The sequence below is a fragment of the Erythrobacter ani genome (assembly GCF_019204025.1).
Lineage (GTDB): Bacteria > Pseudomonadota > Alphaproteobacteria > Sphingomonadales > Sphingomonadaceae > Erythrobacter > Erythrobacter ani.
On sequence record NZ_JAGSPB010000001.1, the window covers coordinates 351,380 to 365,760 of the forward strand.

The following is a 14,381-nucleotide window of genomic DNA, read 5'->3' on the forward strand; positions in this document are numbered from 1 at the left end:
TTCATCGCTGGTCTTGGGGGCCGGTCGGCTATCGTAACGACGGCCCAAAGGGCTTTGGCGTCAGGCCTCGACCTCGGTCTGCTCCTTGCTCGCGGCGTCATCTTCCCGCTTCGCTTTCTTGGCGATCGAGCGTTCCTGTAGGCGCATGAGAAGCAGCGACCCTTCAAACAGGACGAGTAGGGGCAGCGCAAGGATCACCTGAGACCCTGGATCGGGCGGCGTCACGATCGCAGCGAGCGCAACCACTCCGACCACGACATAGCGCCGTGCACCGGACATTTGCGCACGCGTCACGATGCCGGCCCGGTGCAGCAGCATGAGGAGCACGGGAAGCAGAAAAGTAAGCCCGAATGCGAGGATGAACTGCATCACCAGATCAAGGTAATCGCCCGCGGCGGGCAACGCCTCCACAGCCAGCCCGCCCGCATCTCCGCCAAATCCCAGGAACCAGCGGAATGCGGTCGGCATGACGACGAAATAGGCGAGCGAGGCACCGCCAATAAACAGCACCGGCGTCGCGATGAGAAACGGCAGGAACGCCTTCTTTTCCTTCGCATAAAGGCCCGGCGCGACGAATGCCCAGAGCTGGTTTGCGATGATTGGAAAGCTCACCATGAAACCGGCGAACAGTCCCACTTTCAGATCGACGAAGAACAGCTCCGGCAACCGGGTGAAGATCAGCTGCCCTTCTCCGTTTGGAAACGCGTCTTTCAGCGGTTGGACCAGAAATGCGAGAATCGGATCGGCGAAGTAGAAACAGATGCCGAAGCCGATCATCAGAGCGAAGACAGATCGCATCAGCCGCGAACGCAGCTCGACCAGATGGTCCAGCAGGGGAGCGCGGGTCTCGTCTATATCTGAAATTTTGAATGCCATGACCGTTATCCAGCTGACTTTTTGCTGACGGTCGCAGAGTCTTCGCGCGGGGCGAGCGGCAATTCCGGGGCCGCATCATCTGCTTTGGGCTGGCGGGATTCAGCGGAGACCTTCGGCGCGGGATCGTCGGCTTCCGGATCTGGGCCATCATCGGTGGAAAGCGGAGGCGGACCGGTCATGACGGGCGTGTCTGCGCCATTTTCCGCAGTTATGGCCGTGCGCTTCATGATTTCCTCATTCTGCGCCTTCCACTTCTTCTCCATGTCCTCAAGCTCGGCTTCGCGAACCATCGCATCGATGCCCGTCCGGAAATGCGCCGACACCTTGCGAACCTGACCGATCCAGCGGCCTGCAGTACGCATGGCGCGCGGCATCTCCTTGGGACCGATCACGAGGATCGCCACGATGACGATGACAAGAAGTTCAGCAGCGCCGATATCGAACATTGAAAGCCTTCAAGCGCGCAAGCGATGCGCCGCCGGGTAGGTCAGCTGGCGGAATCGCTCCGCTCGCTTGTTTTGGTGTCTTGGGCGGGCACATCCTTCGCCGGAGCTTCGATCTGCGCCTTTGAAGCGGGTTTCGCCTCTTCTTCCTCGGTCATGCCCTTCTTGAAGCTCGAGATACCCTTGCCGAAATCGCCCATCATTTCAGAAATGCGCCCGCGTCCGAACAGGATCAGGACGACGAGCGCCACGATTACAATTTGCCAGATGCCGATACCGCCCATGCGAACTCTCTCTAATAGTGTGTGAGGCCAATATAGGCGCGATCATGCCTTCGCGCTAGTCGGCGCTGTATCTGGAGTGCAATTGGCAGGATCAAGTGGTAAGGCCGATATCTTCCGAGCCGTCGACCATGGGCTCGTCCTGTGCATTGTCATCGCCCGATTGGTCAGACCCAGCACCCTCCATCGCTTCTTCCAGTGCATCGTCGACCGGGTCGAGCAAACCAGCAGCGCGCAGTTCGTCCATGCCGGGCAAATCGCGGCGCGAGGTGAGGCCGAAATGGTCGAGGAATTCCGGCGTCGTGGCGTAGATCACAGGGCGACCGGGAACCTCTCGCCGTCCTGCAAGCTTGATCCAGCCTGCCTCCATCAAGACATCGAGTGTACCCTTGGCGGTCTGGACTCCGCGGATCGATTCGATTTCCGCGCGGCTCACTGGCTCGTGGTAAGCGATGATGGCGAGCACCTCGGTGGCGGCCCGGCTCAGTCGGCGAACCTGTTCGCGTTCGCGTCTCAACAGGTGCGCAAGATCAGGTGCAGTTTCGAAATGCCAGCGCTTTCCGCGCTCGACCAGATGTACGCCGCGTTTGGAGTAATGCACCTCGAGCGCCTGCAAGCCTTTGCGGATGGCCGCGTTGTCCAGCCCGCCCAAATGGGTGGACAGCGCGTCGACGCTCATGGGGTCTTCGGAGGCGAAAAGGGTCGCCTCCAGCGCGCGCACGATCTCATCGTCGGAGCGCGCAGGCGCGGCATCGGTCACCGGTATGCCGTCTTCGGATACGTCGTCGCTCACGCCGTCACCCGTTCTTTCAAGCGGCGGATGCGCAGCGGCGAAAACGGCATGTCCTGATCGATTTCCGCGCGCCCGAGACGCGCAAGCTCAAGCGCAGCCACAAAACTCGAGGCGAGCGCTGACTTGCGCAGCTCCGGATCGGCATGGCGCGGCAGGAAATCGCGGATTTCCATCCATTCTAGAGTGACGCCCAGCATCGCCGACACGCGGTCCAGCGCGCTGTCGAGCGTCATCACCGGGCGATCGGCGACATGATAGATGCGCGGTGCGGTGCGCGCCTTCACCTGCCCATAAGCCTGTATCAGCGAATAGGCGTCGCTCTTCCACTGGGTTTTGCGGTCTATGCGCAAACCCTCGGGCGATCCGCGCAGGAAGGTGTCGCGTCCGATCCGGTCGCGCCCCATCAACCGCGCCGCGGCTTCGCGCATTGCGCCGAGCCGCTGCAAACGCAATTGCAAGCGCAGGGCGAGTTCTTCCGGACTCGGATCTTCCTGCTCTTCCTTGGGCAGCAAAAGCGATGATTTGAGATAAGCCAGCCAGGCCGCCATCACGAGGTAATCGGCAGCGAGTTCGAGCCGAAGCTCCTCTGCCCGCTCGATATAGGTCAGGTATTGGTCGACGAGAGCGAGTATCGAAATCTGGCGCAGATCGACTTTCTGACGCCTTGCGAGATCGAGCAACAGGTCTAGCGGACCTTCCCATCCATCGAGTTCGAGATAGAGCGCCTTGTCGCCGGATTTTGCGCCGTGCCTGCTACTCTCGTCGTCCGCCCAGCCCTCGGGCAATTCGGCGGTCGGTTCTGGCACGCCTGCCGCGCCGCCTTCAAACATGAAACCGTCTTCTGCATTAATGGTCATGCCGCCTCTCCCGTCAGCGCCAGCAAGGCATCGCGCTTGGCGAGCAATTCGGACTGCGCGGCGGTCAGTTCAGAGGCGACCCGCGTTTCCGCGAGCGCGCGGTCGAGCCGTGCGGACGTGGCATCGGACATGGACGGCAGGGCCTCGCAAATGCCCTCCATATCGTCCATCTTTGCCCAGCAATTCAGCACGATATCGCAGCCGGCCGCATGTGCGAGCGCCGAACGCTCAGGGATGGTACCCTTGAGCGCTTCCATGTCGATATCGTCGGTCAGGAGCAATCCTTCGAAACCGATCTCGCCGCGAATGATATCCCGGATGATCGTTGCTGACAGCGTCGCAGGGTTATCGGGATCCCAAGCGGTGAAGAGCAGGTGTGCGGTCATCCCGATAGACGCGTGATTGAGCGCCCTGAACGGAGCGATGTCGGTCTCCAACTCCTCAACGCCTGCGGTCACGGTGGGCATTTCGTGGTGGCTGTCCACCGTGGCCCGGCCATGGCCAGGCATATGCTTGAGGCAACCTGCTACTCCGCCCATTACCATCCCGTCGAGCACGGCGCGGCCTAGCGCGGCAACCTGCATCGGATCGCTGCCGAGCGAGCGGTCACCGATGGCGTTATCTGTCTCGGGCCGGCGGACGTCAAACGGCGCGTGGAAATCAATCGTGATCCCCATCGCGGAAAGCTCGAGCGCCATGGCATGCGCATTGGCCCGGGCAGCTTCGATGGCGCTGGCGGGGGCTAGGTCATAAAGCCGGTCGAAAGCCTCGCCTGCAGGATAGGCCGACCAATGTGGCGGACGCAGCCGCGCGACGCGGCCGCCTTCCTGATCGATCGAGATCAGCAGGCGCTCCCTGCCATGCAGCGCGCGAAGCTCATCGGTGAGCGCGCGAAGCTGCTCTGGTGTCACGCAATTTCGGCCGAACAGGATGTAGCCCGCGGGATCCGCCTCGCGGAAGAAAGCGCGCTCATCGGCCGTCAGCTGCGGCCCGGAACATCCGAAAATAGCCGGAATCATGAACGAAGAGTTGCAGGAGGTGTCCTGTCAGGCAAGCGCACTAACCTTCTAATGTGGGGGAAAACGGTCCGGTGCCGTGGATAGGCCTCGCACGAAGCGCGCCCGGCTTACGATTTCACGGCGCAGTCGAGCCCATCCTCTTTGACCTTGCGGCACAGCTCGACAGCTGCGGCCCGGTCAGGAAGAACAGCCTGGAGACGGTAGACGGTGCTGCCATCTACCACGCCTTCGACGACGCGATATTTCAAGCCGTTGAGGACATCGGTCTGGCGAGTGAGCGTCTCCCAACCGGTTCGCGCTCTCGATCGGGTGTTGTAAGCGGCTAATTGCACTCCGACACCCTCCAGCTCAGTCTGGGGCGCAGGCTCCGGTGAGGCTACTGCGACCGCAGAACTCTCTGCTGCGGATGTCTCCCCGTCCGGTGCGGTATCAGGGGCCTCGGCTACGTCGGTGTTGCCCATCTGCCCTTCGCGCGCCTGGCCTTCTCCGACGGCTGGTGCGACATTGCCGGTCCCGGCAAATTCCTTGCCACCCGGATCTTCCGGTCGTTCTTTGATCGGGCCCTCAGGCGCTGCGATAGTGCTGCCATCGGCCACGAACTCGCTGTCGCCCACCGTATTGGTGAGCAGATAGATCGTTCCGACAATGCCGATCAGCAACGCAAACAGAACCAGGGCAAACCCGACGATTTGCCCCTTGTCGACGCCGCCAGCAGCCTCGTCCTCCTCATCGGCCTCCAGCCAGGGAAGGCTGTCGCTTTCCGACAGATCGAGTTCGTCCGCGGAACCGCCCGTATTCTCGAACTCAGCTTCGACCGACATGGATCATCACCTTTCCATCAAGCCCCGACACAGGATGACGTTAGCTAACCGTTACAGAGATTCAACGGCTTCCACACCCAGCACATTCAGACCATTACGGATTACCTGCCCGATTGCCTGCGCAAGGAAAAGCCTCGCCTCTGTCAAAGCTTGGTCCTGTTCCACGATGAACCGCTTCTGCGAATCGTCGTTACCTAAATTCCAGAATGCGTGCAGTTCTGCAGCAAGATCATACAGGTAGAACGCTATACGGTGCGCCTCACGGGCTTTTGCGGCGGATTCGATAATGCGCGGAAATTGCGCGGCGTTGCGGATGAGAGCGATCTCTTCGTCCCCGAGGCGATCGAGCGCTGCGTCCGCAGGCGCGAACCCCGCATCCGCCGCCTTGCGAAGGGTCGAGCGAATGCGTGCATGCGCGTATTGAACGTAAAAAACAGGATTGTCTTTCGACGCTTCGACCACCTTGGCGAAATCGAATTCCATCTGCGCTTCGGGCTTCCGGCTCAGCATGGTGAAACGAACGACATCGCGGCCGACTTCATGAACCATGTCGGCTATCGTGATGAAATTGCCCGAGCGCTTGGACATTTTCACAGGCTCGCCGCCACGCATCAACTGGACCATCTGGACCAGCTTCACGTCGAACGGGATTGGCTGGCCCTGCCCCTCGGACAAGGCGGCGACGGCGGCCTTGATCCGTTTCACCGTGCCCGCATGATCCGCACCCCAGATGTCGATCAACTCATCGGCATTCTCGGCTTTCTGCATGTGATAGGCGAGATCGGCGCCGAAATAGGTCCACGCGCCGTTCGATTTCTTGATCGGGCGGTCCTGATCGTCACCGAATTTCGTCGAGCGGAACAGCGGCAGTTCGACCGGCTCCCAGTCTTCGGGAGGCGCCTTGCCCTTGGGAGCTTCCAGCATGCCATCATACACGAGATCGTGTTCACGCAGCCAGGCTTCCGCCTCATCGGGCTTGCCCGCCATGTGGAGGGCCGCCTCAGACGAAAACACGTCGTGGTGGATACCCAGCAGCGCCAAATCACTCTTGATCAGCTCCATCATGCGCGTGACGGCTTCGGCGCGAAAGATCGGGAGCCATGCGCCTTCCGGCTCATCCTTGTGCCGGTCGCCAAGCTCCTGTGCGAGGCTTTCGCCTACGGGCTTAAGGTAATCACCGGGATAGAGGCCTTCGGGAATATCACCGATATCTTCGCCCAAGGCCTCGCGGTAGCGCAGGTGCGCGGAGCTAGCGAGCACATCGACCTGTCCGCCCGCGTCGTTGATATAGTATTCGCGCGTCACCTTGTGGCCTGCGAATTCGAGCAGGCTCGACAGCGCATCACCCACCACCGCGCCGCGGCAATGGCCCATATGCATCGGCCCGGTCGGATTGGCCGAGACATATTCGACGTTGACCGTCCGTCCCGCACCCATCGAAGACCGTCCGTAGTCATCGGCCTGAGCCGCAATGGCAGCGAGCTCGGCGAGCCATTCTGATGCCTGAAGCCGCAAATTAATGAAGCCAGGACCGGCAATCTCCGCGCTGGTCACGGTCGGCTCGGCTTCGAGCTTTGCGGCGATCTGTTCGGCCAGTGCGCGCGGATTGGTCTTCGCCGCCTTCGCCAGCACCATTGCTGCGTTGGTCGCAAGATCACCATGCGCAGGATCACGCGGCGGCTCGACTGCGACACTGGCAAAGCTCGCATCGGCGGGCAGCACGCCTTCGGCTGCCAAGGCAGCGAGCACGCTTTCGATTTTCGCCGCGTATGCGGCGTAAAGGGTTTTCTTCTCGGTCATTTCATCGGCGCAGTTAGCGGAAAGTGAAAAAGGGACAAAGGCCGAATATCGGCCAACTCGCGCGGCGCGAGCGAACGATGGCGCGATCGGCCGCAATCGAGCGGAGACACCAATGCGGAGCGCTTTGCATGCACGTCACCGTGCGGGTGGATCAACGCGTGGCGTTATAAGCCAGTTGATCCTCGGTAAGCTGGAACCCGATCAGCATCTCAAAGCTGGTTCGCTGGATCGCGGCTTTCACCTCGGGGGCGGACAGCGGATCAAGCGCGGCGTCGACATCCCCGGGGCGTCGGCGTCGCGTGATCTTCTCTCGAATATCGGCAGGCAAGGTCGAGGCAGCGCGATCGACGAAAGAGCCTGCCTTGCCGGTCGCGCTCGCGCGTTCCTGGCCGTCGGCGAAATTCAAGGTGACTTGCCCGACACGTTTGGTCACGACCGCACTGCCTCCGCGCAGCACAGTGACGTAATAAGGCAGTGTTACGCTGCGGGCACCGCTCACATCGGCGCGGCGGGCATTCACGTCGAACGTCGCCTCGCTATAGACGCGCTCACCCGACTCATCGCAGACCGACCGAAGGTTGGTCATCGAGGCTGTCATATCGAGATTGTCGAGCGTCGGGTTGCCTGCGGTGAGAAATACGGTGACGTCGCCGGTATAGTCGGGAATCCCTACCGAAGGACATGACGAAAGCACGGCGGTGATGCCGACACCCTGGTCAATTACCAGATCGCCCTCACCGGCGCATCCTGCCACTGCAGCAGCCAGCGCGACTGCGCCAAAAACACGGGTGCGAAATGCCATCAAAAACACGTCCTTGAATTGTCGATCCTGAGAGCCGCTGCACAATCGGCGCGGCATTCGCTCTCGCCCTAGCGGTGCGCGCAGCAAAGCGCTAGAGGGAGGGACATGAACGCGCCCTTTCCCAATTCCGACACCGCTGGCGGAAACATGACCTCCGCCGACGAACCGCTAAACCTGCTTATCGCTGCGCCGCGCGGCTTTTGCGCCGGTGTGGATAGAGCGATCGAAATCGTCGAGAAATCGCTCGAGCGTTACGGCGCGCCGGTCTACGTCCGGCATGAAATCGTCCACAACAAATATGTCGTCGAGGGGCTGAAGGCCAAGGGTGCGATCTTCGTCGAGGAACTGGACGAAGTGCCTGCCGATGCGCCGGTCGTGTTCAGCGCGCACGGCGTACCCAAATCCGTGCCGGCAGAGGCCGAGCGGCGCAACATGATCTACCTTGACGCGACCTGCCCCCTTGTGTCGAAAGTGCACCGCCAGGCAGAGCGCCAGATCGAGAAGAACCGCCACATCATCTTTGTCGGGCACGAAGGTCACCCTGAAGTGATCGGGACGATGGGGCAGGTGGCGCCCGGCCAGATGACGCTGGTCGAGACTATCGAGGACGTCGACAAGCTGCCTTTCGATAGCGACGATGAGCTAGCCTATCTTACGCAGACGACGCTTTCGGTAGACGACACCGCGGAAGTGATCGCTGCACTGGAATGGCGTTTTCCGAATATCAGCGGACCGAAGGCGGAAGACATCTGTTACGCTACGTCCAACCGCCAGGCGGCGGTCAAGGATCTCGCCCCGGATTGCGATCTCGTGCTGGTGATCGGAGCGCCGAACTCTTCGAATTCGCTGCGTCTGGTCGAAGTGTCCGAGCGTCTCGGAACGCCCGCGAAACTGATCCAGCGCGCGGACGAGATCGAACCGGGGTGGCTAGAAGGCGTGAAAACTCTAGGCCTGACGGCTGGAGCCTCCGCCCCTGAGGTCCTCGTGCGCGAAGTCGTCGATGCTCTCGGGAAATTGCGCCCGATCAGGGAGCGCACCATCACTGCGGCAGAAGAAAAGATGGTGTTCAAACTTCCACGCCAGCTGACCGAATAACAGGAACGCGCGCACGCTCGCATGGCGGTTTACACGCATCTTGGCGCTGAGGAGCTTTCGGAACTCATTTCCCAATACGATGTCGGCGCACTGGTTTCGGCGAAAGGCATCGCCGAGGGCGTGTCCAATTCGAACTGGCTGATCGACACGACTGGTCCAGACGGCCATGGCGCGCGCTACATACTCACCATGTATGAGCGGCGCATAGAGCTGTCCGACCTGCCCTATTTCCTTGGACTGCTCGACCACCTCTCTGCCAGGAACTGCCCGGTGCCGCGCACCATCCATGACCGCGAAGGGTCAGCCTACAGGATGGAGCAAGGCAAAGCGGTCGCCCTGATCGAATTCCTGCCAGGTGTCTCTCCGACACAGCCGAGCGCCGCGCAGGCGGGCGCTGTTGGCGAAGTCCTTGCCAGGATGCATTTGGCGAGCCGCGACTTTGGCCGCAGCCGTGCCAATACCATGAGCTTTGCAGATAACCTCGCTTTGCTCGAACGATGCGGCGAGGACCGGCTGGGTCACATCGATCCCGACCTGCCTGCCATGCTCGCACCGGCCCGGGCTGCGGCCGCGCTCGATCTCGACCAATTGCCTCAGACGAACATTCATGCCGATCTTTTTCCCGACAATGTTCTCATGCTGGGCGAGTCGGTGACGGGCCTCATCGATTTTTACTTCGCCTGTACCGGATCGATGGCGCTCGATCTTGCCACTACACACGCAGCATGGTGCTTTGACGATCAGAACCGATATCGCCGCGACCTCGGGATGGCGCTCATCGCGGGATATGAAAGTGTCAGACCGCTCGAAAATGCAGAAAAGGCAATGCTGCCTCAGATCGCCAAAGGTGCCGCCCTCCGCTTCGTGGCGAGCCGTGCGGAGGACTGGCTCGACACGCCGGACGACGCACTGGTCACCCGCAAAAACCCGATGCAATTTGTTGCAAGATGGCGCGTTTACGACGATTTAGGCGAAAACCTGTTTGACCGAACATAAAGACGAACAGATGAAGCGTCCGATGAAACACGTTGAAATTTTTACCGACGGGGCCTGCAAGGGCAATCCCGGTCCGGGCGGCTGGGGGGCTCTGCTGCGTATGGGCGCGCATGAAAAAGAGCTTTCCGGTGGCGAAGACGATACCACCAACAATCGCATGGAAATGACGGCGGTCATCAAGGGGCTGGGTGCATTGATCGAACCGTGCAAGGTCGATCTTTATTCCGACAGCAAATATGTGCTCGACGGCATAACCAAGTGGGTCGAAGGCTGGCAGAAACGCGGCTGGGTGACGGCGAGCAAGAAACCGGTGCGCAACGCCGATCTCTGGCATGAATTGATAGACGTATCGGCTAGACATGAAGTGAGTTGGAACTGGGTCAAGGGTCATAACGGGCACCCGGAAAACGAGCGCGTTGACCAACTTGCCAGTGACGAGGCGGAGCGGGCCGCCATCGCTGCAGACGAAGAAGAAGCGCGGCAATAAAAACGGGCGTCGCCCCGCGAAGGGCGCGCCCGCTCCTACTAATAAAGCTATGGCTTAGCTGTTGTCTTCAACAGGTGCGCCGGGACCATTTTTCTGGATCGATTCGATCGCGCTTTTCGCACCCGACTTGCTCGAATACCCTTCGGTCGAGAACATGATTTCGGAATTGTATTTGAAGCGCACCCGATATTCTCCGGCCTTGTCCTTATAAATCTCGAACTTGTGAGCCATGCCTTTTCTCCTCTGATCTGGTCCCTGGAAACTCGCGCCTTACCTTACAGATTGAAACGCCCTTGGCTAGACATCGGCAGCAGCTTTGGCCCGGTGGAAGCGAGCAGGTGAATAAGTGTCCGGATCGATGGCCTGCGTCATCGCATCTGCAGTCCGGCCCAGAATGATCTGCGCGCCCAGCCGCGCCGCCGCCGGTGCGGTCTGAATGCCAAATCCACCCTGCCCCGCGAACCACAGAAAACCCGGAATTTCCGGGTCTGGACCGTAAACCGGCAGACGGTCGGGGGCGAAACTGCGGAGGCCGGCCCAACGTCTCTCAACCGCTTCGACGTTCCAACCGGTCGCTTTCTGGAAGCGATCGACAACCAGCGCCACGTCGATTTCCTCAGGTGACGCATCGCATGGATCGCTGGGAATCTCGTCGTGCGGGCTAAGCCAAAGCCGCCCACTGTCCGGCTTGAAGTAAAACTCGCCGTTGATGTCGAGGACCAGGGGTTGGTCGCTTCGCACTTCGGGCGAAACACGAAGCTGAACGACCGTCCGGCGCTTTGGATGTATCCCGAGTGGACGAGCTCCGGCGAGATTGGCGATCGGGTCCGCCCAAGCCCCAGCTGCGTTCACAACTCTGGCGGCCGAGTATAATTCGCCGCTCTCCGTCAGCAGTTCCCACCGATCTGGTGAGCGATTGAGCATCGCGACGCGCGCGCGGCAGGCAAGCGTCGCGCCCGCCCGCTTCATCGCTTTCAGATAATGCTGGTGGAGTCCTGCAACATCGATGTCGGCGCAGGCGGGCTCCCAAATCGCATCGCACCACTCCTCGCCCATCTGCGGGACGCAGCTGGCAAGTCGCTCGCGCCCCAGCCGCTCGATCGTCACGCCGGTGCCGGCGAAGGTCTCGAAGAACTCGTCGAGCTTTTGCCGATCTTCTTGTTTCCCGACATACAGCGCGCCGCGCGGACTCAGGAAACCATGTTCGCGTAAGTAATTACCCGATGCGAGCGTCAGCGGGACGACGCCCGGCCCTCCATAACATTCCTCCCAAAACGCAGCCGAGCGTCCGGTCGAATGGTATCCGGGCGCATCTTCGGCCTCGAGCACGAGGACACTTGCATGGGGTGCGAGCTCAGCAGCGATGCTCGCTCCGGCCATTCCTGCACCGATGACAGCAAAGTCGTAATGCGCCTGCGCCATTTCGGTCAGGAAGCGTCTGCCGGCGCGTGCGTATCCAGGAATTCGGCGATCGCTTGCATCGCGGCGTCACGCACTTCATCCGCCTCGCGCAGGATTTCATGCGCTGCTTCGTCCCCGAACGCCTGTAGCTGTCCATTGGGAAGACGCGCCGCCGCGCGAACATTCGCCGGATGACTGACGAGCTTATCCGCGCTGGTCGACACGATCAGCACCGGGGTCACAACATTTTCGAGCGCGCCCGGCTTTTCAAGTTCACGCCACGAGGCATAGGCTCGCTCGACCCAGCGCCAGCTGGCGGGCCCCATGACCAATTCGGGCCGGTGATCGCGCCACCACTGCTCGTCTTCGTAACGGTCCGGATCATGTGTCAGCAGGGTTGCGCGCCCGGTCGGCAGTTCGCCCGGTTTCTCGCTCCACTTCCATGCCTGACGTGTTGGATCGCCAACCTTCGTCATCACCGTCGCAACGCCGTGCAACATGGGCAAAGGCAGCGGCGGCCCGTTCATGCCAAGCATCGGCGCGCTCAGGAACACAGCCTTCGGGTTCACCCGCTTTTCGACGAGCGCACGCATCACGAGATGGCCGCCCATCGAATGCGCAGCGAGCACATGGGGTGCGGGCGTTTGCGCCTTCCAAGCGTCCCAAAACTCGGCGAGGTCATCGACCCAGATGCCGAAATCCTCGATATGCCCGGTAACCTCATCCTTGCCCAGGCGTCCGCTGCCTGCCTGCCCCCGCCAATCCGCAGCAGTCACACGCCAACCTGCGCGGTGCCATTCTTCCAGGCTTTCGAGATATTTTTCGTAATTGTCCCCGCGTCCGGGCAGAAACAGGATCGAACCGCGAGCGCGTTCTTCATTGCCGGGCCAGTCGATGCGGCGCAGCCGGTGACCATCGCGGGTTTCCCAGATTGCCTCATTCGCTGCGGGCGGGATGACACGGCGATCAATCGGCGGTTTCGCAGCGTATTTGCTGGTAACTGAAGAAGCTTTGCTCACGTGGCTAATGCCTGGCCCTTGGTCTTGGTTACTATTCGGTAAGCAATCACCTGTAGCACACCGGTCAAGAGAAGCTGCGGGATTGTCCGGCAGTTAATCTCGGGGGCCACATGCTTACTACGTATCTTCACTACGGACTGGTGATTGCCTTGGCAATCGGGCTGGTCATTGCCGCCTTTACCGACATCCGTAGCCGCCAGATCAGCAACAAGCTGAACTTGGCAATCGCGCTTGGCGCACCGCTTTTCTGGTGGACCAGCGGCCTGTCGATCTGGCCGGACGTTGCCATGCAGATCTTGGTCGCGTTTGCAGCCTTCGCGATCCTCGCCGGATTGTTCGCCGCCGGGATGATGGGCGGCGGCGATGTCAAATTGCTCACCGCGCTCGCGCTTTGGATAGCGCCGACGTCTTTCGTGCAATTGCTGGTCGTGATGGCGCTGGTCGGCGGTGTCCTGACCATCGTGATGGGCGGATGGCATTTTCTCCGCCGCCAGAAAGAACGCCTCGCCATACCTTACGGCGTGGCGATCGCTGTCGGCGGCCTGTGGGTGCTCGCCGTCAACTATCTTCCGAGCGACATGCCGGTCGCGTGAACTTCATTTTAACCAATTCAGACGTACGGATTGAAACCATACCTGCCCGACAATTCTTTAGGGCCGAAACGAGGGGGCTAGAATAGCCATGGATAGGAAGAAGCTGGTTCTGCTGCTTGGAGCGCTGATCATCGCGGTCGGCACTGCTTTTGCTGCGCGGAGCATGTTCGCCGAAGGTTCTGCACCGGAGGCCGTGGCGGCCCCCGCACCGACAGGACCCAAAGTTCTCGTCGCTAACCGCGCATTGCCTGCAGGCACTATCGTTACTGCAGAAGCGCTTGGTTATCAGCAATGGCCGGAAGAGCTCGTTCAGGACGCATACTTCCTTGATGGCGAATCCGATGTGAACCAGCTCCTCGGCACCGTCGTGCGCTTTCCGGTCACTGCCGGTGAACCAGTAACGCAGGGCTCGCTCGTGAGCCCTGGTGACCGCGGATTTCTTGCTGCGGCGCTTGGCCCAGGCATGCGCGCCGTGACCGTTCCTGTGTCCGCCCGTACGGGTGTTGCCGGGTTCGTTTTCCCGGGTGACCGCGTCGATCTCGTGCTCACGCAGACGGTTGCGAATGCGGCCGCCGAAGGCTCGCTCGAAGGCGCTGAAACAATTCTGCACAACCTTCGCGTTCTCGCCACTGACCAGTCGACCGAGACGGGTCAGGACGAAGAAGGCAAGACCGTTGTCCGCGCTTTCCGGACCGTGACACTCGAAGTTACTCCGAAACTGGCCGAGCAGGTCGCCGTCGCCCAAACGATGGGTACACTCAGCCTGGTCCTGCGCTCGATCGCGGACAACCAAGCCGAACTGGACCGCGCGATCGCCAACGGCGACATCGATATCCCCGATGGCGCTTCGCCTGAAGAAGAAGAGCGCATTCTGCGCAGCGCGCTGTCCCGTCCTGTGGATGGAAAGCAGACCTGGCAGACCGCTCTCGATGTGTCGAAGTTTCGTCTTCAGGAAGAGCGCAAGGCACAGGCTCTCGCCGCGATAGCTCGCAGCAATGCCGATGCAGGTGGCGCTGGTGTTGTTATCCATAACGGCCCGACAGTGCGCGTCACTCGCGGCAAGGCCACGAGCGAAGTGCCGGTCGTGCGCTGAGGGGA

Annotated in this window: 17 protein-coding genes; 5 read left to right on the forward strand and 12 right to left on the reverse strand. The window is 60.9% G+C overall.

Annotated elements, in window-relative coordinates; genetic code table 11:
- Nucleotides 1–60: 60 nt before the first annotated feature.
- The 9 genes from tatC to KCG45_RS01775 all read right to left on the reverse strand — a co-directional run bounded on the left by tatC (nucleotide 61) and on the right by KCG45_RS01775 (nucleotide 7,692).
- Nucleotides 61–876 carry a twin-arginine translocase subunit TatC gene (gene tatC / locus KCG45_RS01735; protein ID WP_218315423.1) on the reverse strand — a complete coding sequence of 272 codons (816 nt, stop codon included), beginning with the start codon at nucleotides 874–876 and terminating at the stop codon, nucleotides 61–63.
- A gap of 5 nt (nucleotides 877–881) precedes the next feature.
- The gene (gene tatB / locus KCG45_RS01740; RefSeq protein ID WP_218315424.1) at nucleotides 882–1,322 is read right to left on the reverse strand and encodes a Sec-independent protein translocase protein TatB; all 441 of its coding nucleotides are present in this window, start codon (nucleotides 1,320–1,322) and stop codon (nucleotides 882–884) included.
- Between the two features lie 41 nt (nucleotides 1,323–1,363).
- Nucleotides 1,364–1,603, reverse strand: a complete 240-nt coding sequence (locus tag KCG45_RS01745; RefSeq protein ID WP_218315425.1) for a twin-arginine translocase TatA/TatE family subunit — start codon at nucleotides 1,601–1,603, stop codon at nucleotides 1,364–1,366.
- 91 nt (nucleotides 1,604–1,694) lie between these two features.
- Entirely contained in the window at nucleotides 1,695–2,279 is a 585-nt protein-coding gene (scpB, locus tag KCG45_RS01750) for an SMC-Scp complex subunit ScpB (RefSeq protein ID WP_439648914.1), read from the reverse strand.
- Nucleotides 2,280–2,389: 110 nt separating this feature from the next.
- The gene (locus KCG45_RS01755; protein WP_218315426.1) at nucleotides 2,390–3,250 is read right to left on the reverse strand and encodes a segregation and condensation protein A; all 861 of its coding nucleotides are present in this window, start codon (nucleotides 3,248–3,250) and stop codon (nucleotides 2,390–2,392) included.
- Nucleotides 3,247–4,269, reverse strand: coding sequence for a beta-N-acetylhexosaminidase (gene nagZ / locus KCG45_RS01760; protein ID WP_218315427.1), 1,023 nt, complete (start codon nucleotides 4,267–4,269; stop codon nucleotides 3,247–3,249). The genes KCG45_RS01755 and nagZ overlap by 4 nt, the downstream gene beginning before the upstream one ends.
- A 107-nt stretch (nucleotides 4,270–4,376) precedes the next feature.
- Nucleotides 4,377–5,090 (reverse strand): SPOR domain-containing protein, encoded by a 714-nt coding sequence (locus KCG45_RS01765; protein WP_218315428.1) that lies wholly within the window; start codon nucleotides 5,088–5,090, stop codon nucleotides 4,377–4,379.
- Nucleotides 5,091–5,141: 51 nt separating this feature from the next.
- Nucleotides 5,142–6,890 (reverse strand): arginine--tRNA ligase, encoded by a 1,749-nt coding sequence (gene argS, locus KCG45_RS01770; RefSeq protein WP_218315429.1) that lies wholly within the window; start codon nucleotides 6,888–6,890, stop codon nucleotides 5,142–5,144.
- 151 nt (nucleotides 6,891–7,041) lie between these two features.
- Nucleotides 7,042–7,692 (reverse strand): hypothetical protein, encoded by a 651-nt coding sequence (locus KCG45_RS01775; protein WP_218315430.1) that lies wholly within the window; start codon nucleotides 7,690–7,692, stop codon nucleotides 7,042–7,044.
- A 105-nt stretch (nucleotides 7,693–7,797) separates the two neighbouring features.
- Between KCG45_RS01775 and ispH the strand changes: the two genes are divergently transcribed.
- Genes ispH through rnhA form a run of 3 tightly spaced genes read left to right on the forward strand, consistent with a single transcriptional unit; the run spans nucleotide 7,798 to nucleotide 10,270 of the window.
- Entirely contained in the window at nucleotides 7,798–8,787 is a 990-nt protein-coding gene (gene ispH / locus KCG45_RS01780; protein WP_218315431.1) for a 4-hydroxy-3-methylbut-2-enyl diphosphate reductase, read from the forward strand.
- Between the two features lie 21 nt (nucleotides 8,788–8,808).
- The gene (locus KCG45_RS01785) at nucleotides 8,809–9,783 is read left to right on the forward strand and encodes a homoserine kinase (RefSeq protein ID WP_218315432.1); all 975 of its coding nucleotides are present in this window, start codon (nucleotides 8,809–8,811) and stop codon (nucleotides 9,781–9,783) included.
- A gap of 22 nt (nucleotides 9,784–9,805) precedes the next feature.
- Nucleotides 9,806–10,270, forward strand: a complete 465-nt coding sequence (rnhA, locus tag KCG45_RS01790; RefSeq protein WP_218316352.1) for a ribonuclease HI — start codon at nucleotides 9,806–9,808, stop codon at nucleotides 10,268–10,270.
- A gap of 54 nt (nucleotides 10,271–10,324) precedes the next feature.
- Here the strand turns inward: rnhA and KCG45_RS01795 are convergent, their stop codons facing one another.
- The 3 genes from KCG45_RS01795 to KCG45_RS01805 all read right to left on the reverse strand — a co-directional run bounded on the left by KCG45_RS01795 (nucleotide 10,325) and on the right by KCG45_RS01805 (nucleotide 12,690).
- Nucleotides 10,325–10,501: a YegP family protein gene (locus tag KCG45_RS01795; protein ID WP_218315433.1), complete on the reverse strand. Its 177-nt coding sequence runs from the start codon at nucleotides 10,499–10,501 to the stop codon at nucleotides 10,325–10,327.
- A gap of 66 nt (nucleotides 10,502–10,567) precedes the next feature.
- On the reverse strand, nucleotides 10,568–11,692 hold the full coding sequence (locus KCG45_RS01800; RefSeq protein ID WP_218315434.1) for an NAD(P)/FAD-dependent oxidoreductase: 1,125 nt from the start codon (nucleotides 11,690–11,692) through the stop codon (nucleotides 10,568–10,570).
- A gap of 5 nt (nucleotides 11,693–11,697) precedes the next feature.
- Entirely contained in the window at nucleotides 11,698–12,690 is a 993-nt protein-coding gene (locus KCG45_RS01805; RefSeq protein ID WP_218315435.1) for an alpha/beta fold hydrolase, read from the reverse strand.
- Between the two features lie 110 nt (nucleotides 12,691–12,800).
- On the opposite strand from KCG45_RS01805, the gene KCG45_RS01810 reads away from it, so the two are divergent.
- The gene (locus KCG45_RS01810; RefSeq protein ID WP_218315436.1) at nucleotides 12,801–13,283 is read left to right on the forward strand and encodes an A24 family peptidase; all 483 of its coding nucleotides are present in this window, start codon (nucleotides 12,801–12,803) and stop codon (nucleotides 13,281–13,283) included.
- A gap of 88 nt (nucleotides 13,284–13,371) precedes the next feature.
- Nucleotides 13,372–14,376 carry a Flp pilus assembly protein CpaB gene (gene cpaB, locus KCG45_RS01815; protein ID WP_218315437.1) on the forward strand — a complete coding sequence of 335 codons (1,005 nt, stop codon included), beginning with the start codon at nucleotides 13,372–13,374 and terminating at the stop codon, nucleotides 14,374–14,376.
- Nucleotides 14,377–14,381: the final 5 nt, after the last annotated feature.

Excerpts from the sequence above, each read along its gene's own strand:
- cpaB (WP_218315437.1), top strand. The coding sequence starts at position 13,372 with ATGGATAGGAAGAAGCTGGTTCTGCTGCTTGGAGCGCTGATCATCGCG.
- KCG45_RS01785 (WP_218315432.1), top strand. The coding sequence starts at position 8,809 with ATGGCGGTTTACACGCATCTTGGCGCTGAGGAGCTTTCGGAACTCATT.
- nagZ (WP_218315427.1), bottom strand. The coding sequence starts at position 4,269 with ATGATTCCGGCTATTTTCGGATGTTCCGGGCCGCAGCTGACGGCCGAT.
- tatB (WP_218315424.1), bottom strand. The coding sequence starts at position 1,322 with ATGTTCGATATCGGCGCTGCTGAACTTCTTGTCATCGTCATCGTGGCG.
- KCG45_RS01800 (WP_218315434.1), bottom strand. The coding sequence starts at position 11,692 with ATGGCGCAGGCGCATTACGACTTTGCTGTCATCGGTGCAGGAATGGCC.
- tatC (WP_218315423.1), bottom strand. The coding sequence starts at position 876 with ATGGCATTCAAAATTTCAGATATAGACGAGACCCGCGCTCCCCTGCTG.
- KCG45_RS01795 (WP_218315433.1), bottom strand. The coding sequence starts at position 10,501 with ATGGCTCACAAGTTCGAGATTTATAAGGACAAGGCCGGAGAATATCGG.
- KCG45_RS01745 (WP_218315425.1), bottom strand. The coding sequence starts at position 1,603 with ATGGGCGGTATCGGCATCTGGCAAATTGTAATCGTGGCGCTCGTCGTC.
- argS (WP_218315429.1), bottom strand. The coding sequence starts at position 6,890 with ATGACCGAGAAGAAAACCCTTTACGCCGCATACGCGGCGAAAATCGAA.
- rnhA (WP_218316352.1), top strand. The coding sequence starts at position 9,806 with ATGAAACACGTTGAAATTTTTACCGACGGGGCCTGCAAGGGCAATCCC.
- ispH (WP_218315431.1), top strand. The coding sequence starts at position 7,798 with ATGAACGCGCCCTTTCCCAATTCCGACACCGCTGGCGGAAACATGACC.
- scpB (WP_439648914.1), bottom strand. The coding sequence starts at position 2,279 with ATGAGCGTCGACGCGCTGTCCACCCATTTGGGCGGGCTGGACAACGCG.
- KCG45_RS01775 (WP_218315430.1), bottom strand. The coding sequence starts at position 7,692 with ATGGCATTTCGCACCCGTGTTTTTGGCGCAGTCGCGCTGGCTGCTGCA.
- KCG45_RS01810 (WP_218315436.1), top strand. The coding sequence starts at position 12,801 with ATGCTTACTACGTATCTTCACTACGGACTGGTGATTGCCTTGGCAATC.
- KCG45_RS01755 (WP_218315426.1), bottom strand. The coding sequence starts at position 3,250 with ATGACCATTAATGCAGAAGACGGTTTCATGTTTGAAGGCGGCGCGGCA.
- KCG45_RS01765 (WP_218315428.1), bottom strand. The coding sequence starts at position 5,090 with ATGTCGGTCGAAGCTGAGTTCGAGAATACGGGCGGTTCCGCGGACGAA.